This window comes from Streptomyces sp. NPDC029466, assembly GCF_055574515.1.
This window is the reverse complement of sequence record NZ_JBVHZH010000042.1, coordinates 62,993-84,493: the sequence shown is the minus strand read 5'-3', so window position 1 is coordinate 84,493 and position 21,501 is coordinate 62,993. Positions and strand designations below refer to the sequence as shown.

Genomic DNA, 21,501 nt, shown 5'->3' with positions numbered 1-21,501 from the left:
TCAGAACGGCCCCTCGAAACGGCGCTAGGGCGCGGCGATCCCGACCAGCCCCGCCAGGGCGTCCCGGTGCCGCCCCGGCGACCCGAGGGCGAGCTCATCGCTCTTGGCCCGCTTGAGGAACAGATGCGCCGGGTGCTCCCAGGTCATGCCGATGCCGCCGTGCAGCTGGACGCACTCCTCGGCGGCGCGTACCGCCACCGGCGCGCAGTACGCCTGGGCGACGGCCACCGCCACCGGGGCGTCGGGGCTCTCGGTGGCGAGGGCGTCGGCGGCGTTCCGGGCGGCGGCGCGGGCCGAGGCCACGTCCAGCCAGAGGGCGGCCATCCGGTGCTTGAGCGCCTGGAACGAGCCGACGGGGCGGCCGAACTGGGTGCGCTCGGCGGTGTGCCGCACGGTTTCGGTCAGACACCATTCGGCGACGCCCAGCTGCTCCGAGGCGAGCAGTCCGGCACCGGTGAGCAGGGCGCGGTCGACGGTGGCAACGGCGCGGTCCCCGGTGGCCAGGAGGCGGCCGGGGGCACCGTCGAAGGTGAGGTGGCCCAGGGGGCGGGTGAGGTCGAGCGGGGTGACGGTGTCGGTGCGCACCCCGCCCGCCGAGGGGTCCACCGCGTAGAGGGCCGGGCCGTCGGGTCCCTGGGCCGGGACGAGCAGCAGCTCGGCGGCCGCGGCATCCGCGACCGAGGTCACCCGGCCGGTCAGGGCGCCGCCGGCATCGGCCCGTACGGACGCCGGACGGGTCAGCCCGCCGGGGGCGGTGGGCAGCGGGACCGCGAGCACGCCGACGGTGCGGCCCTCGGCGAGCGCGGCGAGCGAAGCGGCGACGTCCGCTCGGTCGTGATCACAGCCGAGCAGAGCGGTCACCGCGAGGACCGCGCTGGTCAGATAGGGGACGGGCGCGACGGCGCGGCCGATCTCCTCCAGCACGACGGCGGCTTCGCGGGCGGTCGCGCCCGCGCCGCCGAGCTTTTCGGGCACCAGCAGGCCCGCGGTGCCGATCTCCGTGGCAAGGGAGTGCCACAGGCCGGTGTCGTAGGCGACCTCCGACTCCAGGCCGGCGAGCACGGTGGCCGGATCACTGCGGTCGGCGAGCAGCGACCGTACGGCGGCGCGCAGCGCGTCCTCGTCCTCGGAGTAGAGGAGGTCGGGGTCGGGCGCCGGGGCGCCGGGCAGGGTGGTCCCGTCGTTCATCGGGGGAGGTCCTTCCACGCGACGTCCTTGTCGGTGCGCGGCTCGGGCGGCAGCCCCAGCACACGCTCGGCGACGATGTTGAGCAGCACTTCCGAGGTGCCCCCTTCGATGGAGTTCCCCTTGGCGCGCAGATAGCGGTAGCCGGCCTCACGTCCGGTGAAGTCGACGCCGTCGGGCCGGCGCATCGTCCAGTCGTCGTAGGTCAGCCCGTCCTCGGCGAGGAACTCCACCTCCCAGCCGCTGATTTCCTGGGCGAGCCGGGCGAACGCCAGCTTCATCCCGCTGCCCTCGGGGCCCGGCTGGCCCTTGGTGAGCTGCTGGCGCAGCCGCTCGCCGGTCAGCCGGGCGACCTCGGCCTCCACCCACAGCTTCAGCAGCCGCTGATGGAGGTCGTGGGTGCGCAGTTCGGGGCGGGCGCGCCAGTCGGCGGCGGCGACGCCGATCATGCCGCCCTCGCGGGGGATGCGGGCCCCGCCGATGGCGACCCGCTCGTTCATCAGCGTGGTCTGGGCGACCTTCCAGCCCTCGCCGACCGCACCGAGGCGGTGGGCGTCGGGGATGCGGACGCCGGTGAGGAAGACCTCGTTGAACTCGGCCTCGCCGGTGATCTGGCGCAGCGGACGCACCTCGACGCCGGGGTCGGTCATATCGCACACGAAGTAGCTGATGCCGCGATGCTTGGGCACGTCGGGGTCGGTGCGGGCGATCAGGATCGCCCAGCGGGCCAGATGCGCGCTGGACGTCCAGACCTTCTGGCCGTCGACGATCCAGTCTCCCCCGCTGTCCGGTACCGCGCGGGTCGCCAGCGCCGCCAGATCGGAGCCGGCCCCGGGCTCGCTGAACAGCTGGCACCACACCTCCTCGCCGGTCCACAGGGGGCGCAGGAACCGCTGCTTCTGCTCATCGGTGCCGAAGCGCAGGATCGTGGGCGCGGCCATGCCGAGGCCGATGCCGATGCGGCCGGGGTCGTTGTCGGGGGCCCCGGCGGCCTCCAGTTCCGCGTCGACGACGGCCTGCAGGGAGCGTGGCGCGTCCAGTCCGCCGAGGCCCTGGGGGAAGTGGACCCAGGCGAGCCCGGCGTCGAAGCGGGCGCGCAGGAACTCCAGCCGGTCGGTGTCAGACCAGAGGTGCGGGCCCGCAGGGCCCTCGGTCCGGGGTGGTGGTGGGCGACGGGTGGGAGGGTATTCAGCGAGCAGCTCGGCGGTGCGGCGGCGCAGGTCAGCGGCGTCGGTCATCGGGCCTCCTCCGCTCCGGGGACCACCACGAGCCGGCCGACGGAGGTGCCGTCGGCGACCCGCTGGACGGCGTCGGCGGCCTCTTCCAGCGGGAGGCGTCCGCCGATCAGCGGCTTGATGACGCCCTGGGCGGCGAGCTTGGTGAGCTCCTCGTGGCAGGCGTCGATGGCGGCCGGGTCCTTGGTGTTGTACAGGCCCCAGTGGAGGCCCAGGATCGCGTAGTTCTTCACCAGCGCGTGGTTGAGCGCCGGGGTGGGGATGGCACCGCCCGCGAAGCCGACGACGACGATCCGGCCCTCGAAGGCGATGCACTTGACGGACTTGGCGTACGCCTCGCCGCCCACCGGGTCGTAGACCACATCCGCGCCGCGGCCGCCGGTGGCGTCCTTCACGCCCGCGACGAGGTCGTCGGAGCGCCGGTCGAGGACCACATCACAGCCCAGTTCGCGGGCGATCCGGGCCTTGTCGGCGCCGCCCACCACACCGATGACGGTCGCGCCCGCGGCCTTGCCGAGCTGGACGGCGGCGCTGCCGACACCGCCCGCCGCGGCGTGCACGAGCAGGGTCTCGCCCGCCTGGAGCCGGGCCCGGCGGTGCAGTCCGAACCAGCCGGTCTGGTAGCCGATGTGCAGCGCTGCTGCCTCGGCGTCGTCCAGGGCCTCGGGGGCGGGGCGTACCGTCGCCGCGTCGACGACCGCGAGTTCGGCGAAGCCGCCGTCCGGCAGCGGCGGCTGGGCCAGCACCCGCGCACCGGGCTCACCGGCGGCGCCCTCCCCCACGGCGAGCACCTCGCCGCAGATCTCCACGCCCGGGGTGAACGGCAGCGGCGGCCGCACCTGGTACTGGCCGCGGCACAGCAGGGCGTCCGGGAAGTTGACGTTGGCGGCCCGCACCCGCAGCAGCAGCTGCCCCGGCCCCGGCTGCGGGTCCGGCACCTCCTCCAGCCGCATCACCGCACGCGGCTCACCGTTCTCGTGTACGCGCCATGCCTTCACCTGGTGCCTCCACAGACCTTGGATACGCGGTGGGGCGGAGGGCACACCGGCCCCCTCGCCAGCGACATACTAAGCGGTCGGTATCCCGTAGGGAACAGTCTCCGCCACACGACTACGGGGCCCCGGCGGGATCGCGCCGGGGCCCCGCAGTGGTGGGGCGGCTACGCGTCGCGGAGCGCGGACCAGAAGTCCGGGTCCTCGAACCCGAGCGCCCACAGGCCGGTGCCGCGCACCCCGTACTTCCTCAGCAGCGGCAGCTGCGCGCGGACCCCGCGGCCGTCCTGGTACCAGACCTCGTGCTCCTCGCCGTCCTTGCGATAGGTGAAGTGCGGGGTGCCGGACACCTCGTCGAAGAGGTAGTCCGCGTCCTCCCGTTCACGCAGCGCCTCGGCCTCTTTCCAGGTCACATGGGCCGCACGGCCGGTGACCCCGCGGATCCAGTCCCAGCCGTAGCCCGGGAAGGCCACCTCGATCTTGTGCCGGGGGACGGTGTCGGTGGCGTAGCGCAGGAACTCGTCGTACCAGTCCCGCGCGGAGAGCGGGCCCGCCTCGCCGCCGGACCAGTGCAGGTCGTAGCCCATGATGCGGAACCGGTCGGTGTACCGGCCGAGCCGCTCGTAGTCGAAGGCCTGGCCGCTGCCGCGGACCCGGGCCAGCACGGTGACCACGCACTGCTTGTCCCTCTCGTGCAGCCGTGCGCACAGCTCCTTGACGAGCTTGTTGTATCCGGTCCGCACCCGGTCGCGGTCCTCCCGGTCACCGCTGAGGGCCATCGCCTCGTAGTCCAGGTCGAGCCCGTCGTAGGAGCGGCTCTCGACCAGCTCCAGCAGCGTGTCGACATGGTCCCGCCGCCGCTCCGGATCGTGCATCAGCTCGGCCATCTTCGCGGCGCCGAGGGTCTCGGTCACGGTGGGCACGACATCGATCCCGGCGTCGTGCAGTCCGTCGATGATGTCGCGCCGTCCGGCGCCCGTGTGCCCCTTGACGGTGGTGTCGGAGGAGGCTTCGTACCAGAAGGGGCTGACGGTGTGCAGCTGGGCGGCGTGCCGCAGCGCGTCGCGGTAGGCGGCGTCGGCATCGCCCCAGTAGGGCAGCCAGGCCGAGCCGGTCCGCCCGGCGCTCCTCGGGTCGTGGGCCGCCGCGGCCGCCGGGGTCCAGAGCCCGCTGAGCAATGCCACGGTCAGCAAGAGCGCAAGCCCGGTGCGCGACCGGGTTCCTGATGCTTGATCCATTTCCCGAGCGCTACCCGGTCCGGTTGCTGACGTACCGTCAGTTCGGCCGAACGGACGCGACCGGGGGCCGGGCGGGCGGCGGCGCCCCCTGGGACAGCCCTCAGGTGCGCCCGGCCCGCTGCTGGGCGTCCCGCAGAGCCTCGGACGGGGTGGCCCAGCGGGCCCGGATCACCCGGAAACCGGCCTTTTCGCAGGCGTCGCAGACGAGTTCGTCGTCGTCGACGACGTGGCGGATCTCCCGGTCGCGGGCGATCCGGCGCAGGATCTCCAGCTTGGTGTGCCGCGCCGGGCGCCGGTCGTGGTTGGGGCGCATCCACAACTTCCCCTCGGGCAGACCGTGTTGGGCGAGCCAGGCCACGGTGTCCCGGCGGCAGCGCTCCGGACGGCCCGTCAGATAGACGACCTCGCAGTCCTCGGTGCTGCGCAGCGCCAGGGCCACCCCCTCGGCGAGGGGAGGGTCCTCGGTGGCCGCCGCGAAGAAGGCCCGCCAGTCACGCGGGGTGCGCCGCAGCAGATGCTGGCGGTGGCCGGCGTCCGCGAGCGTGCCGTCCAGGTCGAAGACCGCCAGGGGGCGCGTCGTCATGCCGTTGTCGTCCTCTTCCGTCGCCGCCGTTCACCGGATCCCTCGGGCAAGGTGACCGCGATCCGGCCGGATTCGATCCCCCGTGCGAGGGAGAGCCGATCGTACGCGATATCGGCACAGGTCGCGGTGTCCATCCGCAGCCGGACGTCGGGGCGCTCGGCCGGGCCGTCCGCGTATCCGGGCCCGCCGTCCGGGTGGCCGGATGCCGGCCCGTCGCGACCGAGGACGACATGGAACTCGCCCTCGTCGAGGGCGATGTCGATGACGTCGGTGCCATCCGTGAAGTGCCGGGCCAGCCTTGCCATGAGGGGGACCGCGAACCAGTGGGCCCGTAGCGCGTCGGTCGGGCGCCGCTCGTCGAGGGCGGGGGCGCCCCAGTCGGCGAGGGCGGTGAGCGCGGGCAGCAGTGCGCGCCCGCGGGCGGTGAGCCCGTAGACGAAGGCGGCGCCGGGCGGGGCGAGCCGGCGGCGGGTGACCAGACCGTCCCGCTCCATGTCCTTGAGCCGGGAGGCGAGCATGTCGGTGCTGACGCCCGGCAGATCGGCGTGCAGATCGGTGTAGCGCCGGGAGCCGCCCAGCAGTTCCCGGACGATCAGGAGCGTCCAGCGGTCACCGACGGCATCCAGGGCCCGGGCGACGGCGCAGTACTGGTCATAGCTTCGGCGCGGCATGACACCAGCATAGACAGAGGTTGGACTTTCCAAGTACCGGCTTGGTAAAACCAAGTACGTTGTGTCGAATGCTGCCGCGCCGCGCGGTGAGCGAGGGACCGGGAGGCCACCGCATGCAGTTCAAGCAGTCCAGCAAGATGGCCGACGTCTGCTACGAGATCCGCGGGCCGGTGATCGAGCACGCGGACGCGCTGGAGGAGGCGGGCCACAGCGTGCTGCGGCTGAACACCGGCAATCCGGCGCTGTTCGGCTTCGAGTGCCCTGAAGAGATCCTTCAGGACGTGATGCGCAATCTGTCCCGCGCACACGGCTACACGGAGTCCCGCGGCATCCTCGCGGCCCGCCGCGCGGTCGCCCAGCACTACCAGCAGAACGGGATGCCCGACGTCGGCGTCGATGACATCTACCTCGGCAACGGCGTCTCCGAACTCGTCTCGATGGCGGTGCAGGCCCTCCTCGACGACGGCGACGAGATCCTCATCCCGGCCCCCGACTTCCCGCTCTGGACGGCGGTCACCTCGCTCGCGGGCGGCAAGCCCGTGCACTACCTCTGCGACGAGTCCGCGGACTGGCTGCCGGACCTCGACGACCTCGCCTCGAAGATCACCGACCGGACCCGGGCGATGGTCATCATCAACCCCAACAACCCGACCGGCGCGGTCTATCCGCGCGAGCTGCTCGACGGCATGCTCGATCTCGCCCGGCGCCACGGGCTGATGGTCTTCGCCGACGAGATCTACGACCGGATCCTGTACGACGACGCGGTCCACCACCACGCCGCGGTCCTCGCGCCCGACCTGGTCTGTCTGACCTTCAGCGGACTGTCCAAGTCCTCCCGCGTGGCCGGATTCCGCTCCGGCTGGCTGGTGGTCTCCGGCCCCAAGCAGCACGCCGCCGACTACCTGGAGGGCCTGGGCACCCTCGCCTCCATGCGGCTGTGCCCGAACGCCCCCGCGCAGTACGCCATCCAGGCCGCGCTCGGCGGCCGGCAGAGCATCCAGGACCTGGTGCTGCCGGGCGGCCGGCTGCACGAGCAGCGCGATGTGGCCTGGGAGCGGCTGAACGAGATCCCGGGCGTCTCCTGCGTCAAGCCCAAGGGCGCGCTCTATGCCTTCCCGCGCCTGGACCCGGCCGTGCACAAGATCCACGACGATGAGAAGTTCGTCCTCGATCTGCTGCTGCGGGAGAAGATCCAGGTCGTCCAGGGCACCGGCTTCAACTGGCCGCGCCCGGACCACTTCCGCATCCTCACCCTCCCGCACGCCGACGACCTGGACGCGGCGATCAGCCGGATCGGACGTTTCCTGGCGGGCTACCGCCAGTGACGCCGGGCGGCAACGCCGGCACCGGGCCGCCGGTCCGCCGGGGCGGCAAACCGCGCCCCGCCCCGCACTCACTCGAACGGTCGTACCCCTTTCCGGGCCCCGTCCGCCGCCCGCCGGTACGGTCCCGGGGACCGGGCGGCGGGCGGGAAGGCCGTCCTGGCGCCGAGGAGGCGCCGCGGCACCTCGGGCGGTCTCCGGGCCCCGGCCCTCCCCCTCGCCCGGTGGGCGCCCGTTCCGCCGTCCGCTGACCGAACGCGCTCTTGAGCGCATCGCCCGCAGCAGATTAGGTGGAGGGCGGCACTCCTGCCGTCACCCCACAAGGGAGAGGGATTCGATGCCCGTACGACCTGCGGTATCGGAAGCGGAACTGGAAGCTCACCTGCGCGGAATATGCTTCAAGACGGGCCCGCCGCGCCGTATCGGCGTCGAGATCGAATGGCTGGTCCATGATGCGCGCAACCCCCGATGTCCGGTCGAACCCGCCCGGCTGAAGAGCGCGGCCACCGCCCTGCGCGCACTCCCCCTCACCTCTCTGCTGACCTTCGAACCCGGCGGCCAGCTGGAGCTCAGCTCGCTGCCCGCCACCTCCCTCACCGACTGCGTCGAGGCCGTCACCGCCGATCTCGCGCAGGTCCGGCCCGCCATGCTGGCCATGGGCCTGGGCCTGGCCGGCCACGGCCACAATCCCTGGCACCCCCCGCGCCGGGTGCTGACCGATCCCCGCTACAACGCCATGGAGGCGTACTTCGACCGCTGGGGCTCCGCCGGGCGGTCCATGATGTGCGCCACCGCGTCCGTGCAGGTGTGTGTGGACGCCGGCCACGAAGAGCCGGGACCGCTCGGACACAGCCGGCGCTGGCTGCTGGCCCACCTGCTGGGCGCCGTACTGGCCGCGGCGTTCGCCAACTCACCGATCAGCGAGGGCTGCCCGACGGGCTACCGCACCACCCGCCAGGTCATCTGGTCGCAGCTCGACCCGGCCCGTACGCTCGCCCCGCCCCCGGGGCCGGATCCGCGCACCGCCTGGGCACGCTACGTCCTCGACGCACCGGTCATGTGCGTCCGCTCCGAGGACGGGCACTGGGACGCTCCGGAGGGGCTCACCTTCCGCGAGTGGATCCGTACCGGCGTCCCCAGGCCGCCCACCCAGGAGGACCTGGACTACCACGTCACCACGCTCTTCCCGCCGGTGCGACCGCGCGGCCATCTGGAACTGCGCATGATCGACGCGCAGTCGGGTGACGCCGGGTGGATCGTGCCGCTGGCCGTCACGGCCGCGCTGTTCGACGACCCGGAGGCCACCGAGCGGGCGTACCGCATCGTCAAGCCCCTGGCGGAGACGGCCGGTTCCCGCCCCGCGCCGCGCAATCCGCTGTGGCGGCACGCCGCCCGCGCCGCGCTGACCGACCCGGAGCTGCATGCCGCCGCGGTGGCCTGTTTCGCCGCCGCGCAGGAGGCCCTGCCGCGCCTCGGGGCCTCCCCCCAGGTGTGCGCGGCGGTCGCGGAGTTCACCGAGCGCTATGTGGCACGCGGCCGCTGCCCCGCGGACGACCATCTCGACGCCCTGTACGCCGCGGAGGGCGACCTCACCGTTGGGAAGGACAGCCAGTGACCCTCGATCCCGAGCTCCTTCGTGAGCGCGCGGCCTCGGCGCTGCTCGCCGCCCGCGACCGCACCCGCCTGCTGACCACCTGCGTCGAGCATCCCGACCTCGTCGCCCAGCACTCCCCGCTGATGTCCCCGCTCGTCTGGGACCTGGCACACATAGGCAACCAGGAGGAGCAGTGGCTGCTGCGCACCGTCGGCGGCCGTGACGCGCTGCGCCCCGACATCGACTCCGTCTACGACGCCTTCGAGCACCCCCGGTCCGAGCGCCCCTCGCTGCCGCTGCTGGCCCCCGACGAGGCACACGGCTATGTCGCCGAGGTCCGCGGCCGGGTGCTGGACATCCTGGAGAGCGCCCCGCTGCACGGCGGTCCGCTGCTCGACGCCGGTTTCGCCTTCGGCATGATCGCGCAGCATGAGCAGCAGCACGACGAGACCATGCTCATCACGCACCAGCTGCGCACCGGTCCGGCCGTGCTCACCGCGCCCGAGCCGCCGCCCGCCCCCGATGACCTGCTGCCGGCCGAAGTCCTGGTCCCCGGCGGCCCGTTCACCATGGGCACCTCCACCGAGCCCTGGGCGCTGGACAACGAACGGCCCGCCCACCGCCGCCTGGTGCCCGCCTTCCTGATCGACACCACACCGGTCAGCAACGGCGCCTACCAGCGGTTCATCGAGGCCGGCGGTTACGAGGAGCAACGCTGGTGGGCCGAGGCCGGCTGGGCGATGGTGCAGGAGCACAAGCTGCGCGCCCCGCTCTTCTGGAAGCGGGACGGCGGTCAGTGGCTGCGCCGCAGGTTCGGGGTGACCGAGCCGGTGCCGCCGGACGAGCCGGTGCTGCATGTGAGCTGGTACGAGGCGGACGCCTACGCACGCTGGGCCGGCCGGCGGCTGCCGACCGAGGCCGAGTGGGAGAAGGCCGCCCGCCACGACCCGGCGACCGGGCGGGCCAGGCGCTACCCCTGGGGCGACGAGGACCCCACCCCGGCGCATGCCAACCTCGGCCAGCGGCATCTGCGGCCCGCCCCCGTCGGCAGCTATCCGGACGGCCAGTCGCCGCTCGGCATCCGGCAGTTGATCGGCGATGTGTGGGAGTGGACGGCGAGCGACTTCCTGCCGTACCCGGGCTTCGCCGCCTTCCCCTACCGGGAGTACTCCGAGGTGTTCTTCGGCGACGGCCACAAGGTGCTGCGCGGCGGTTCGTTCGGGGTCGACCCGGTCGCCTGCCGGGGCACCTTCCGCAACTGGGACCTGCCGGTCAGGCGGCAGATCTTCGCCGGGTTCCGTACCGCCAGGGACGCCGACCCGACGGCGGTGGACGCATGAGGCCCGCGGCTCCGCCACGCGGCGAGGACGGTGCCTGATGTGCCGTCACCTTGCCTATCTGGGACCGGAGCGGCCCTTCGGGCAGCTCCTGCTCGCCCCGCCGCACGGCCTCTACCGGCAGTCGTGGGCGCCGCGCCGCCAGCGGCACGGCACGGTCAACGCCGACGGGTTCGGCGTCGGCTGGTACGCGCCCGGCGATCCGGTGCCCGCGCGCTACCGGCGGGCCGGCCCGATCTGGGGCGATGATCTGCTGCCCGACCTGGCGCGGGTGGTGCGCACCGGCGCGCTGCTGGCCGCCGTGCGGGACGCCACCGTGGCCGGGGCGGACGCCGAGGCCGCGGCCGCGCCGTACGCCACCGGCCGCTATCTGTTCAGCCACAACGGGGCGGTGGCCGGCTGGCCGGACGCGCTCGCCCCGCTGGCCGCCGAGCTGCCGCCGGAGGAGCTGCTGCGGCTGCCGGCCCGCTGCGACGCGGCGTTCCTGTGGGCGCTGGTCCTGCACCGGCTGGCGCGCGGCGACGAGCTCGGCGACGCGCTGGCCGGTACCGTCTCGGCGGTCGCCGGGGCCGCGCCCGGCTCCCGGCTCAATCTGCTGCTCACCGACGGCACCACCATCGCCGCCACCACCTGGGGCGACACGCTGTGCCATCTGGCCCTTCCCGAAGGCGGCACGGTCGTCGCCTCCGAACCGTACGACGATTCCCCCCACTGGACCGAGGTACCCGACCGCACGCTGCTGCGGGCCACCCGGACCGAGGTCCACCTCACCCCGCTCAAGGAGCCCGCGACGTGAGCCCGCTCAGCATCACCCGCACCCTCCCTGCCGACGCCACCGCGGCCGCGCTGCGCGCCGATGTCGCCCAGGGTCTGTCCCGTACCCCCAAACAGCTGCCGCCGAAGTGGTTCTACGACGCCCGTGGCAGCGAGCTGTTCGAGGACATCACCAAGCTGCCCGACTACTACCCGACCCGGGCCGAGCGGGAGATCCTGCTCACCCGCGCCGATCACATCGCCGCGGCCACCCAGGCCCGGACGCTGGTCGAGCTGGGGTCCGGCTCCTCCGACAAGACCCGCCATCTCCTCGGCGCGCTGACCGGGTTGCACACCTATCTGCCCATCGACGTCAGCGAATCCGCGCTGGCCGCGGCGGGCGAGGCGCTGCTCACCGAGCACCCCGGGCTGACCGTGCACGCGCTGGTCGCCGACTTCCAGCAGGGCATGGAACTTCCCGAGACGCCCGGCCCGCGGCTGCTCGCCTTCCTCGGCGGCACCATCGGCAATCTGCTCCCCGAGGAGCGCTCGGCGTTCCTGCACTCCGTGCACGCGATGCTGTCCCCGGGCGATGCCCTGCTGCTCGGCACCGACCTGGTCAAGGACGAGGCCACCCTTGTCACCGCCTACGACGATCCGCAGGGCGTGACGGCCGCGTTCAACAAGAACGTCCTGGAGGTCATCAACCGCGAGCTGGGCGGCGATTTCGACCCGGCGGACTTCGAGCATGTCGCCCTGTGGAACGCCGGGCAGGAGTGGATCGAGATGCGGCTGCGGGCCCGTAAGGACCTGACCGTCAAGATTCCCGGAGTGGACCTGGCGGTGACCTTCGCGGCGGGCGAGGAGGTGCGCACCGAGGTCTCGGCCAAGTTCCGCCAGGAGGGCGTGCGCGCCGAACTGGCCGCTGCGGGGCTGGAGTTGAAGAACTGGTGGACGGACAGTGCGGACCGTTTCGCGCTGTCGCTGTCCTTCCGGGTCTGACCGCGGCCGCTTCCCGGCCGGCGTGCCCCTCGGGTCCGCCGGCCGGGTGCCGTGTTCGCGCGCGATGTGGTTCGATGCCCCGACCGCATGTTCGTACCGGACATCCGGTGCGCACGCACGCAGACTCGACGGGCAGGGGAAGCGGCATGGGACCGGTGCTGGATCGACGGGGATTCCTCAGGGGCGCGGCCGGACTGTCGGCCGCCGGGGTGCTGGCGGGCGTCGGCAGCGGGCAGTTCACGGCCGGTGCCGCGGAACGCCGGGCTTCCGCGGTGTCCGTGGCGGACTGGATGGCGGCGCTCGGCGACGGGACCCCGGTCCAGCGGCTGACGATCCCCGGCACCCATGACTCCGGGGCCCGGCTGGGCGGCCCCTGGGTGGCCTGCCAGAACACCTCCGTCGACGCCCAACTCGCCTCCGGTATCCGCTTCCTGGACGTCCGCTGCCGGGCCATCGACAACGTTTTCGCCATCCATCACGGCGCCTTCTACCAGGAGCTGATGTTCGGCGATGTGCTCAACGCCTGCCGGGCGTTCCTCCGGGCGCACCCGTCCGAGACGGTGCTGATGCGGGTCAAGCAGGAGTACTCGGAGGTCTCCGCGGAGGAGTTCCGCCGGATCTTCGGCATCTACCTGGACGACAAGGGGTACCGGTCGCTGTTCCGGCTGGACGCCGGGCTGCCGACGCTGGGTCAGGCCCGCGGCCGGGTCGTACTGCTGGCGGACTCCGAGGGCCTGGGCGGCGTCCGCTACGCCGATCCGCAACTGTTCGACATCCAGGACGACTACATGGCGGAGCCGTTCGGGAAGTACCCGAAGATCGAGGCCCAGTTCCGCAAGGCCGTCACCCAGCCCGGCAAGCTGTTCGTCAACTACGTCAGCACCGCCGCCCTGCTCCCGCCCCGCTCCACCGCGGACCGCCTCAACCCGCAGGTCAAGAAGTTGCTGACGGGCTCGGAAGGGAGCGGCTGGACCGGGCTGGGCATCGTGCCGATGGACTTCCCGAACGAGGCCGGCCTGGCCGAGACGCTGATCGCGCACAACCTCGCGGGGCGGCGGCTGCGGCGCGCGGCCTGACGGCACGGCGGCCGGCGGCCACGGCGACACCTCGGGTCACCCGACCGGCCTAGGGAGCGGCGGCCGGGCGGCACCGTCACCGCGCCCTCTACGCGCGACCCACCGGACCCGCGGATTCCGGGTGTCCCGGGCGCCCCGCCGCGGGTTTCTCCGGTGTTCTGCGCCGCTCGTACGGAATGAGGCGGCCGGGTGACCCAACCACAGCGGCCACCCCTGCATCAGACTGGGTGAAATGTCTGGATCCGGTGTCGTCCCTGCGTCCGAGGGAGTGTCACCGGCTGATGCGGGGAGGCGGCGGCTGGTGGAGACGAGCGAGCGCGGGGCCGTGCCGGCGGACAGCGCCGGCGGGGCGGCCGAGGACGCCGGGGCGCCGGCGGCCGGGGTCTGCCCGGGCCCCGGTGGGCCGGCCTGCACCGGCCGCGGCCGGGACGGCGTTCCGCTGCGGGTGACCCTGGCGCTCGGGGTGCTGACCGTGGTCATGGGCGGCACGGTCCTGGCGCTGGGTTCCCCGTCCCGCGATCCGTTCCTGGCCCCCGGGGACACCGCCACCGGCTCCTACGTGGCGAACCGGGCCGACGGGGACCAGGCCGCCGCCGCGGTGCTCGCCGGGCCCTACCAGGAGCGGCCCGGCCCGCCGGTGGCCGCCGCACGGCACGACAGCGTCATGGCGTCCCCGCTGTCCCGGTCCCGGCCGCTGCTGGCCGCCCCGGCGGCCCCCTCGCCGGCGATCGGCGCGCTCTTCTCCCCCGACGACGAGGGCAAGCCGGTCCACCACTGCACGGCCAGCGTGGTGCAGTCCCCGGGCGGCGACCTGATCGCCACCGCGGCGCACTGTGTGCACGACGAGGGCTTCCGGACCCGGCTGGTGTTCGCGCCCGGTCTGCACGACGGCGTAGCGCCGTACGGCCTGTGGGTGCCCACCCGGATCCATGTCGATCCGCGCTGGATCCGCGACCGGGACCCCGATCACGATGTGGCGTTCCTGCGGGTGCGCCGGGCGGGGCGGACCGGCGGCCGGATAGCGGACCTCACCGGCGCCGAACGCATCCGCTTCGACACACCGGCCGGGCGCCCGGCGCAGCTGACCGGCTATCCCGAGGACCGGGACATACCGGTCAGCTGCCGGCACACGGCGGACGCCCAGGGCCCGGCCCAACTCCGTTTCAGCTGCCCGGGTTTCCCGAACGGGACCAGCGGCGGGCCGATGCTCACCGACCTCGATCCGGCCACCGGGACCGGTGCGCTGATCGGTGTGATCGGCGGTCTCGACGAGGGCGGTGACGACCTCGTCTCGTACAGCAGCCGGTTCGGCCCGGACGTGGCCGCGCTCTACCGGCGGGCGACCACCCAGCCGGGACCGCGGCCCCCGCGGGCCGGCACCCGGGCCGCCGCGTCCGGCGTCAGGCCCCGCGCGGCACCACGGTCTTGAGGACGGACGGCAGCGGATACCAGTCCGCGGTGGCGAAGCTCGCGTGGGCGGCGGCGAGTTGCCGGACCCGGGCCAGCGCCTGGGCCTCGGTCGGGCGGGTGCCGTCGATGGCCGGCGGCACATTGTGGGCGTCGGTCATGATCAGCAGGTAGTGCCGGGTGTCGTACCAGGCGGTGTCGATGCTGCCGTTCAGATAGGTCGCGGCGTCACCGTCGAAGACCACGAACCAGGGGCGCAGCGCCGGGTCCGCGTAGCGCTCGCGGGGGTCGCCCGGGGCGGCACCGTGCACCGCGGGGAAGGCCGTCGAGCGGTCCAGTTTGCCTTGTGCCGCGAGGTTCTTGAGGTGTCCGGCGTACTCCACGTCCGTCCACAGCTTGTCGAACGGGTTCTTCTCCTCGACGGTGCCGGGTATCAGCTCAATCAGGAACTTGCCGGCCAGGTCGGCGCGGGAGGGCCAGCCGCCGGCCCGCACCGCCTCGTCGGGGGTGGCGTGTCCGGCGGTGAGGTCGCCGGGGCCGTAGACGGCGTCGCCCAGCTTCTCGCGCACCAGCGCGTCGAACTCGGCGGGGCCGCGGCCACCCTTGGCGTTGAAACCGTCCTTCATCTCGATCTTGAACAGGATCGGACGGTGGCCGGGGTGCGCGTCGTGCCAGGCCCGCACATCGGCGAGGCATCCGGCGAAGTCCTGATTGCGGTCCTTGGTGCGCAGCTCCGAGGGTTTCGCGGCGCCCTCGCAGTTGCTGTTGTTGCCCAGCGGGTTGCTGTGCGAGACGCGGAAGGACCGCCCCAAGCCGTTGGTCCAGAGGTCGAGTTCGAGCAGTGCGGCGCCGGAGTCCAGGGCATCCGCGAAGTAGGGGTACTTGTCCTTCTCATAGGCGTTGTGGACGCCCACGGAGGTGCTGGTGCCGTATGTCGCGCCGGCCGGCTCGGCGCCCGCCGGCACGGTCGTCGCGAGCACCGCCGCCGCCGCGACGGCGACCGTTCCCACACACCGCTTTCCGTTCATGTGCCCCGCTTCCCCTAGGTCTTCGGCCGTCCGGACACTCGCCCAACGGCCGATCGACCGGTCGGTCACCCGGTCGATCGGGGAGCAGCGTACGGGAGTTGAGGCCCATGGGGCGCACGGGGTGGCTGACGGATAAGCAAAGATCAGACGACACCACCGACTCGGGGAGGACCCATGTCCGACAAAAGCTCCACCAACCGGATACCGCACACCGGACTGCCGCTCGCGGCCGCCACCCTCACGGGCATCGTCGCGCTCTACATCACCCTCGTGGCGTTCGGAAATATCACTGACTTCGGCACGAATCAGGAGTTCGTCCGGCATGTCCTGGCCATGGATACCACCTTCAAGGACCCGGACCTGATGGGCCGGGCCATCACCTCACGGACCTGGCAGGACGCCGCGTATCTGGGCATCATCGCCTGGGAGACGCTCGCCGCCCTGGTGCTGATCGTGGCCACCGCGCTGTGGGCCCGGGGCGTGCGACGCCGGGACCGGCTCGCACGGGCGCGGCTGGTCAGCACCGTCGGCCTGCTGATGCTCCTTCTTCTCTTCGGTGCGGGCTTCCTCGCCATCGGTGGCGAGTGGTTCTCCATGTGGCAGTCCAAGACCTGGAACGGCCTGGAGGCAGCCACCCGCAATATGACCCTCGCCGGGATCGCCCTGCTGGTCGTCCACCTCCCGGGGGCGGCCGGACGGGGCAGCGACGAGGCCGCGGAGGGCGGAGCAGCGTCCTAGGGGCTCGCTCGGCGGTGGCCCGGCCGGCCACCGGGGAGGCGGGGTGCTGCGTGCGGCGTCCTCCGTTGCGCCCTGCGGCGTCCTCCGTTGCGCCCGGCCCGTTCCCGGCGCGACTCCTGGTACGCGGCGAACGCGGTGCACCGAACGCGGTGCCCCTCCCCCCACCCCCGAACCCACCCCCGCCCCCTCCCCCGAAGGGGGAGGAGGGGGAGGGGGCGGGGGAGAGCCTTGCGGGGGCCTGAGCAGCCCTCAGCCCGCCGCGTACACAGCCTCAGCCGGCCCGCGCACACAGCCTCAGCACGGCCGCCTACACCAGAGCCTCGCGGGCCCCGCACAACCCCTCAGCCCGCCGCGTACACATCCTCGATGTAGCGGCCGGAGGCGGTCAGTTCGCGTAGCCAGGCCTCGGATTCCTGCGGGGAGGCGCCGGTGTGTGCGCCGTGCAGCTCGCGGAAGGCGGCCCGTACGCCGGGGGCCATCCGGCTGCCGTCCCCGCAGACGTACACCCGCGCGCCGGCCTGCAGCAGCTCCCACACCTCGGTGGCCTCGGCGGCGATCCGGTGCTGGACGAAGCGGTGGCCGTTTTCGGGGCGCTCGCTGAAGACGGGGCGTACGGAGAGGGCGCCGGCGGCTTCGGCCGCGGTGAACTCCGCGGCGTGCAGGAAGTCGGCGGTGGGGTCGTCACAGCCGAAGTAGAGCCGGGCCGGGGACCGCCGGCCCGCGGCGACGCGGTCGGCGACTGCCCCGCGGAAGGGCGCGAGGCCGGTGCCGGCCGCGACGAGGATGACGGGGGTGTCGTCGGCCGGGTCGAGGCGGAAGGCCTCGCGGCAGGGCTGGACGCGGGCCAATACGGTGTCGCCGGGCCGCACACCGTGCAGATAGGTCGAGCCGGTGCCGCCGGGCAGCAGCGAGACCATCAGATCGGCGTGCCGGGCGTCGGTGGCGGGCGAGGACGACAGCGAGTAGTGCCGGGTGCGCAGCGGCGGCAGCAGCTCCAGCAGCACCGGCCAGGGCAGCGCACCGCGCAGCGCCGGGTGGGCCTCGATCAGCTCGATCAGGGTGCGCTGATCGTCCTCGGCGAGGGTCTCCAGGGCCTGCCGCTCGGGCGGGCAGGGGTTGTGGGCGGCGAGCACGGCGACCTGTCCGGGCGCCGGCCGCCGGCCCAGCTCCAGGTGGTGGGTGAGCAGCTGTCGCACCGTCAGGGGCCGGTCGACCGGCAGGGTGTCGCGTCCGGCACGGCGGCCGGAGTGCAGCGCGAGGACGGTGTCCGGGTCCACGCCCAGGGCCCGGGCGGCCCGCTCGACAGCGGCCGGGGCGTTGGCCGGCAGCACCGCGAGGTGGTCGGCCGTGCGGTAGCCGACGCCGTCCGGCAGGGCGATCCGCAGGAAGCGCTTGGGCCGCGGCCAGCCCTCGGCCGTGAGGTCGTACGCCTCGGTGACGGTCATCGGGACGAGGTCATGGCGGGCGGCGAGGGCGTCCAGCGGACCGCCGGTGACTTCGGTGACGGTGTAGCCGGTGTCCTCCGGAGCCGTCGCGCCGGCGCCGGCGGTCGCCGGGTCGCCGTACCGCGTCAGCAGCTCGGTGCGCAGCGCCGCGGTGAACTCCTTGACGGTGCCGCCGAGGTCGCCGGAGGCATCGGCCTCGGCGCGCGGCAGCAGCCGGTGGGCGCCGAGCGCGGCGAGCCGGTCGTCGATCAGGGTGGGTATGTGCTGGTAGGTGGCGGCCCAGTTGCGGTCGCCGACGCCGAGCACGGCGAACGGCAGGTCAGCGGCGGCGCCGTGCTGTGCGGTGTTCAGCCACTGGACGAAGGCGGCCGCGTCGTCAGTCGGCTGGCCGTTGTAGGAGGCGGCGACGATGACGACCGGCCGGTCGGCGGGCAGCGCACCGGCGCAGGCGTCCAGCGGCGCCACATCGGCGGTGAAGCCGAGTCCGGTGGCCTCCTCGGCGAGCCGCTCGGCGAACTCCCGACAGGTGCCGTAGTTGCTGCCGTGCAACAGCAGCAGCCCGGTGCCCTGGGGGACGCGGGTCGGCAGCCCCTCGTCGGTGGCCGCGTCGCTCCCGGTGCCCTCGGTAGCGCCGGGGAGCACGGCCAGCGCGGCGCGGACCGCGGCCCGGTCGGCGGGCGTCCGGGCGGCCAGGGTGAGGGTGAACCCGTCGGGCTTGAGGGTGAGTGTCTCCTTGATGCGCAGCCGGTAGTCGCCGTGGTCGATCAGGCGGTAGCGGTGGGCGAGGAGGGCGAGCAGCATGGTCGCCTCGTGGAGCGCGAACTGCCGCCCGATGCAGGCGCGTTCACCGGTTCCGAAGGGCTTGTACGCGTGCGGGGAGCGGGCCGCCTCGGCCTCCGGGCTGAACCGGGAGGGGTCGAACAGCTCGGGGTTGTCGCCCCAGGCGGGGTCGCGGTGCAGCATCGGGGTGAGCACGGTGACCAGTTCCCCGGCCTTCACCGGGTAGCGGCCGCCGAGCAGGGTGTCCTCATGGGCCTGCCGGGTGAAGGCGGCGGCGGTGGGCCACAGCCGCAGCGCCTCGTTGAGGACCTGCCGGGTGAACGGCAGCCGTCCGATGTCCTCGAAAGAGGGGTCCGGGTCGGCCTGGTCGCCCCACAGCTCGTCGGCCTCGCGCTGGACCATGCGCAGCGCGAGCGGGTCCTTGAGCAGGTGGTAGAGCGCGAAGGAGAGCGCGCCCGAGGTGGTCTCGTGCCCGGCGATCAGGAAGGTGATGACCTGGTTACGGATGTTGGCGAGGTCCAGGGTGGGTCCGTCGCCCGCCGCGCCGTCCTCCTGCCCGCGGGCGCCGAGCATCAGGCCGAGCAGATCCTCGTCGCCGTTCTCGCCGCTCGCCGTGCGGGCGGCGATGACCTCGTCGACGACGGACGCGAGGTAGTCGGCGTCGGCCCGGAATGCCGCGTCCGCCGCGGAGTGGTCGGCGTCGGGGTCGCGGGAGAATTTCGCCCCGCTCCATTGGAGGCAGCGCACCATGGCCTCGACGAACGGGTGCGGGGTCTCGCCGCGGGAGAACGACTCGAAGTCGAAGCCGAAGCCGGCCAGTCCGATGGTGTCCAGCGTCATCCGGGTCATGTCCTCGGCGACCTGGACGGGCGTGCCGTCGGTGACCCGCCGGTCCCAGGCGGCCATGACCCGGCGGGCGACCTTGAGCATCGCCGGGTGGTAGGTGCGCATCGAGCCGAGCGCGAAGGCCGGCATCAGGACCTCGTGTGCCTTGGCCCAGTTCGGCTCGTCGTTGTAGGCGGTGAACAGACCGTCACCGGCGAACTCTCTGACGTTCTCCAGGATGACCGACACACCCTTGCTGAAGCGGGATTCGTCGGCGACCTCGGTGACCAGATCGAGCGAGGAGAGAAACAGCGTCTCCCGCTCGCCGAGCTTGCGCTTGAAGACCGGGCCGTGGATCCGGGCGAGGTCCATGGACTGCTGGACGGGCGTGTGGGTGAGCCCGGCGTCCGTGAGGTCGGCCACCGGAATGCCGTCATCGGCGGCGCGTTCGTCGCTGTGGAGCGCGATGGTGTCGGTCATGACTCCAGCGTGCGGGCCCCCACGCGCAGGTCACGCCCGGACAACTGCATGATTGTGCAGTGGTTTTTCGCTGCTCGCCCTTGCGCGCGGACCGGAGAAGAGGCAATGGACAACGGGACTGCCGGCGGTGCGCCGAGCACCGACGCCGACGGCGCGGGCAAGCCGTCCTGTGACCGCGCGGAGATCGACCCGGCCGGGCCGTACGCGGACGGCCCCTGGCGCAATTACTTCCTGATTCTGCTGGACCGTATTCCCACCCCGATCGCGGTGTGCCGGGCCGACGGCACGGTGCTGATCGCCAACCCGGCGATGGCCGCCCAGTGGGGCGCGGCACCGGGACAGCTGCGCGGCCGCAATCTGCTGGATCTCTTCGAGCCCCGGGCGAAGGCACAGCTCGACCGGCTGACCGAGGCGCTGCGCATGGGGCGCCGGTCGCGCTATCCGGTGGAGGTGCGCTGGCGGGACGGGTCCGACGGCAGTGCACGGGAAGGGGAGCTGACGATCGATCCGGTGGGCGATCCGTCGGTGCACCCGCCCGCCCTGCTGGCGCTGCTGCGGGTCGGCGACCCCGCTCCGGCGCCGCGCGCCCCGGCGAGCCCGGTGGAGGCCCGCATCCTGGCGCTGGCCGCGGGCGGCGCGACCACGGCGTCGATCGGTACGGCGCTCGGGCTGACGGTCGACGGGGTGAACTACCACCTCACCCGGCTGGCCCGCCGCTGGCGGGTGCAGGGCCGTACGGCACTGGTGGCCAGGGCGTATGTGCTGGGCGTGCTGTCGGCGGACAGCTGGCCGCCGGCTCCGGCCTGACCGGGCCGGGCGCCGGGCCGGGCGCCGGGCCGGGCGGCGGGCCCTGGTGACGGCGGCGCGGCCCGCGGGCCCGGCAGCACGTGTGTACGGATAACCTCCGTGGTGTGGAGGAGAACGCAGCCGCGCGGTTCGAGCGCGGAACGGACGGCCCGAAGGTCATCGTGGTCGGTATCGACGGCTCCGACTCGTCGTGGCGCGCCGCCGCCTACGCGGCGGGCCTGGCCAGGCGCCAGAGCTCGAAGCTCGCCCTGGTCTACGTCCAGCCGGTGCTGCCGGCCGGTGCGGCGATGGGGGCTCCGGTGGTGGATGCCACGAACGAGGTGGCCGAGGAGCTGATGGCCGAGATCCGCAGCGCGACCGAGCGGCTCCAGGGGATCTACCAGGTGCGCTGGGAGTTCCACACCCTGCGGGGCGACCCGTACAACGGCATGGTGCAGATGGCCGACGATCTGAAGGCCGATGCGGTGGTGGTCGGCGCCTCGGAGACCGCCGGACACCGCATCATGGGCTCGGTCGCCGTCCGGCTGGTCAAGGCCGGCCGCTGGCCGGTCACCGTCGTGCCGTAGGCCCCGGGCTGCCCGCCGCTCCGCTGGTGGGGTGCGGTGCCCTGAGGCACGGTGGAAAGTGGACGGGCGGAGCGCCGCCCCGGCGAGGGAGACCACCGTGACCGACCGCACCTATCGTGTGACCGAGATCGTCGGTACGTCCCAGCAGAGCATGGACGCCGCGGTCAGGAATGGCATCAAGCGCGCCTCGGACACTCTGCGCAATCTCGACTGGTTCGAGATCACCCAGGTCCGCGGGCATATCGTCAACGGCGAGATCGACCATTACCAGGTCGGCCTGAAGGTCGGTTTCCGGCTGGAGGACGCCGATTGAACACCTCTCCCGTGTACGTCTCCCGGCGAGTCCTGGCTGTACTAGGGAGTCGCCTTCCTTAGTCGCTCCCGAGGGTCCATGATGATCCGCCGTCGGACCACGACGGAGCGTACGGAGGGATGAC

At 73.1% G+C, this 21,501-nt stretch carries 19 protein-coding genes; 11 read left to right on the top strand and 8 right to left on the bottom strand.

Features of this window, described 5'->3' with window-relative positions; all coding sequences use genetic code 11:
* Positions 1-24: 24 nt before the first annotated feature.
* The 6 genes from ACZ4XD_RS28210 to ACZ4XD_RS28185 all read right to left on the bottom strand — a co-directional run bounded on the left by ACZ4XD_RS28210 (position 25) and on the right by ACZ4XD_RS28185 (position 5,904).
* A complete protein-coding gene (locus ACZ4XD_RS28210) occupies positions 25-1,188 on the bottom strand; it encodes an acyl-CoA dehydrogenase family protein (protein ID WP_468046626.1) in 1,164 nt (387 codons plus the stop codon).
* Positions 1,185-2,423 carry an acyl-CoA dehydrogenase family protein gene (locus tag ACZ4XD_RS28205; protein ID WP_468046624.1) on the bottom strand — a complete coding sequence of 413 codons (1,239 nt, stop codon included), beginning with the start codon at positions 2,421-2,423 and terminating at the stop codon, positions 1,185-1,187. The genes ACZ4XD_RS28210 and ACZ4XD_RS28205 overlap by 4 nt, the downstream gene beginning before the upstream one ends.
* Complete coding sequence (locus ACZ4XD_RS28200) at positions 2,420-3,418, bottom strand: NADPH:quinone oxidoreductase family protein (protein WP_468046622.1); 999 nt, start codon at positions 3,416-3,418, stop codon at positions 2,420-2,422. The genes ACZ4XD_RS28205 and ACZ4XD_RS28200 overlap by 4 nt, the downstream gene beginning before the upstream one ends.
* Positions 3,419-3,579: 161 nt before the next feature.
* Complete coding sequence (locus ACZ4XD_RS28195) at positions 3,580-4,596, bottom strand: glycosyl hydrolase family 18 protein (RefSeq protein ID WP_468046620.1); 1,017 nt, start codon at positions 4,594-4,596, stop codon at positions 3,580-3,582.
* A gap of 154 nt (positions 4,597-4,750) precedes the next feature.
* Positions 4,751-5,233, bottom strand: coding sequence for a phosphatase domain-containing protein (locus ACZ4XD_RS28190; RefSeq protein WP_468046618.1), 483 nt, complete (start codon positions 5,231-5,233; stop codon positions 4,751-4,753).
* Complete coding sequence (locus tag ACZ4XD_RS28185) at positions 5,230-5,904, bottom strand: winged helix-turn-helix transcriptional regulator (protein WP_468046616.1); 675 nt, start codon at positions 5,902-5,904, stop codon at positions 5,230-5,232. The genes ACZ4XD_RS28190 and ACZ4XD_RS28185 overlap by 4 nt, the downstream gene beginning before the upstream one ends.
* A gap of 113 nt (positions 5,905-6,017) precedes the next feature.
* On the opposite strand from ACZ4XD_RS28185, the gene ACZ4XD_RS28180 reads away from it, so the two are divergent.
* From ACZ4XD_RS28180 to ACZ4XD_RS28150, 7 genes are all read left to right on the top strand, one after another.
* Positions 6,018-7,229: a pyridoxal phosphate-dependent aminotransferase gene (locus tag ACZ4XD_RS28180; RefSeq protein ID WP_468046614.1), complete on the top strand. Its 1,212-nt coding sequence runs from the start codon at positions 6,018-6,020 to the stop codon at positions 7,227-7,229.
* Positions 7,230-7,563: 334 nt separating this feature from the next.
* Positions 7,564-8,841, top strand: a complete 1,278-nt coding sequence (egtA, locus tag ACZ4XD_RS28175) for an ergothioneine biosynthesis glutamate--cysteine ligase EgtA (RefSeq protein WP_468046612.1) — start codon at positions 7,564-7,566, stop codon at positions 8,839-8,841.
* Positions 8,838-10,160: an ergothioneine biosynthesis protein EgtB gene (egtB, locus tag ACZ4XD_RS28170; protein ID WP_251083564.1), complete on the top strand. Its 1,323-nt coding sequence runs from the start codon at positions 8,838-8,840 to the stop codon at positions 10,158-10,160. Before egtA ends, egtB begins: the two co-directional genes overlap by 4 nt.
* 37 nt (positions 10,161-10,197) lie before the next feature.
* A complete protein-coding gene (egtC, locus tag ACZ4XD_RS28165; protein ID WP_468046610.1) occupies positions 10,198-10,953 on the top strand; it encodes an ergothioneine biosynthesis protein EgtC in 756 nt (251 codons plus the stop codon).
* Complete coding sequence (gene egtD, locus ACZ4XD_RS28160; RefSeq protein WP_468046608.1) at positions 10,950-11,912, top strand: L-histidine N(alpha)-methyltransferase; 963 nt, start codon at positions 10,950-10,952, stop codon at positions 11,910-11,912. The genes egtC and egtD overlap by 4 nt, the downstream gene beginning before the upstream one ends.
* Before the next feature lie 146 nt (positions 11,913-12,058).
* The gene (locus ACZ4XD_RS28155) at positions 12,059-12,988 is read left to right on the top strand and encodes a phosphatidylinositol-specific phospholipase C (RefSeq protein ID WP_468046606.1); all 930 of its coding nucleotides are present in this window, start codon (positions 12,059-12,061) and stop codon (positions 12,986-12,988) included.
* Positions 12,989-13,289: 301 nt separating this feature from the next.
* Positions 13,290-14,417 (top strand): trypsin-like serine peptidase, encoded by a 1,128-nt coding sequence (locus tag ACZ4XD_RS28150; RefSeq protein ID WP_468046604.1) that lies wholly within the window; start codon positions 13,290-13,292, stop codon positions 14,415-14,417.
* Here ACZ4XD_RS28150 and ACZ4XD_RS28145 read toward each other — a convergent pair.
* Positions 14,389-15,423: a phosphatidylinositol-specific phospholipase C domain-containing protein gene (locus tag ACZ4XD_RS28145; RefSeq protein WP_468046602.1), complete on the bottom strand. Its 1,035-nt coding sequence runs from the start codon at positions 15,421-15,423 to the stop codon at positions 14,389-14,391. The two genes, ACZ4XD_RS28150 and ACZ4XD_RS28145, sit on opposite strands and share 29 nt — an antisense overlap.
* Before the next feature lie 174 nt (positions 15,424-15,597).
* Here ACZ4XD_RS28145 and ACZ4XD_RS28140 point away from each other — a divergent pair, with 174 nt between their 5' ends.
* Positions 15,598-16,161, top strand: coding sequence for a DUF2165 domain-containing protein (locus ACZ4XD_RS28140; RefSeq protein ID WP_468046600.1), 564 nt, complete (start codon positions 15,598-15,600; stop codon positions 16,159-16,161).
* Positions 16,162-16,502: 341 nt separating this feature from the next.
* Here the strand turns inward: ACZ4XD_RS28140 and ACZ4XD_RS28135 are convergent, their stop codons facing one another.
* Positions 16,503-19,691, bottom strand: coding sequence for a cytochrome P450 (locus ACZ4XD_RS28135; protein WP_468046598.1), 3,189 nt, complete (start codon positions 19,689-19,691; stop codon positions 16,503-16,505).
* 105 nt (positions 19,692-19,796) lie between these two features.
* Between ACZ4XD_RS28135 and ACZ4XD_RS28130 the strand changes: the two genes are divergently transcribed.
* The 3 genes from ACZ4XD_RS28130 to ACZ4XD_RS28120 all read left to right on the top strand — a co-directional run bounded on the left by ACZ4XD_RS28130 (position 19,797) and on the right by ACZ4XD_RS28120 (position 21,377).
* Positions 19,797-20,498: a PAS domain-containing protein gene (locus ACZ4XD_RS28130; RefSeq protein WP_468046596.1), complete on the top strand. Its 702-nt coding sequence runs from the start codon at positions 19,797-19,799 to the stop codon at positions 20,496-20,498.
* A gap of 104 nt (positions 20,499-20,602) precedes the next feature.
* A complete protein-coding gene (locus ACZ4XD_RS28125) occupies positions 20,603-21,064 on the top strand; it encodes a universal stress protein (RefSeq protein WP_468046594.1) in 462 nt (153 codons plus the stop codon).
* 97 nt (positions 21,065-21,161) lie between these two features.
* The gene (locus ACZ4XD_RS28120; RefSeq protein ID WP_042160848.1) at positions 21,162-21,377 is read left to right on the top strand and encodes a dodecin; all 216 of its coding nucleotides are present in this window, start codon (positions 21,162-21,164) and stop codon (positions 21,375-21,377) included.
* Positions 21,378-21,501 lie beyond the last annotated feature (124 nt).

What these genes read in the sequence shown, in the direction of transcription:
- ACZ4XD_RS28130 (WP_468046596.1), top strand. Translation starts at nt 19,797, where the DNA reads ATGGACAACGGGACTGCCGGCGGTGCGCCGAGCACCGACGCCGACGGC.
- ACZ4XD_RS28210 (WP_468046626.1), bottom strand. Translation starts at nt 1,188, where the DNA reads ATGAACGACGGGACCACCCTGCCCGGCGCCCCGGCGCCCGACCCCGAC.
- ACZ4XD_RS28180 (WP_468046614.1), top strand. Translation starts at nt 6,018, where the DNA reads ATGCAGTTCAAGCAGTCCAGCAAGATGGCCGACGTCTGCTACGAGATC.
- ACZ4XD_RS28135 (WP_468046598.1), bottom strand. Translation starts at nt 19,691, where the DNA reads ATGACCGACACCATCGCGCTCCACAGCGACGAACGCGCCGCCGATGAC.
- ACZ4XD_RS28155 (WP_468046606.1), top strand. Translation starts at nt 12,059, where the DNA reads ATGGGACCGGTGCTGGATCGACGGGGATTCCTCAGGGGCGCGGCCGGA.
- egtA (WP_468046612.1), top strand. Translation starts at nt 7,564, where the DNA reads ATGCCCGTACGACCTGCGGTATCGGAAGCGGAACTGGAAGCTCACCTG.
- ACZ4XD_RS28140 (WP_468046600.1), top strand. Translation starts at nt 15,598, where the DNA reads ATGTCCGACAAAAGCTCCACCAACCGGATACCGCACACCGGACTGCCG.
- ACZ4XD_RS28185 (WP_468046616.1), bottom strand. Translation starts at nt 5,904, where the DNA reads ATGCCGCGCCGAAGCTATGACCAGTACTGCGCCGTCGCCCGGGCCCTG.
- ACZ4XD_RS28145 (WP_468046602.1), bottom strand. Translation starts at nt 15,423, where the DNA reads ATGAACGGAAAGCGGTGTGTGGGAACGGTCGCCGTCGCGGCGGCGGCG.
- egtC (WP_468046610.1), top strand. Translation starts at nt 10,198, where the DNA reads ATGTGCCGTCACCTTGCCTATCTGGGACCGGAGCGGCCCTTCGGGCAG.
- ACZ4XD_RS28205 (WP_468046624.1), bottom strand. Translation starts at nt 2,423, where the DNA reads ATGACCGACGCCGCTGACCTGCGCCGCCGCACCGCCGAGCTGCTCGCT.
- ACZ4XD_RS28190 (WP_468046618.1), bottom strand. Translation starts at nt 5,233, where the DNA reads ATGACGACGCGCCCCCTGGCGGTCTTCGACCTGGACGGCACGCTCGCG.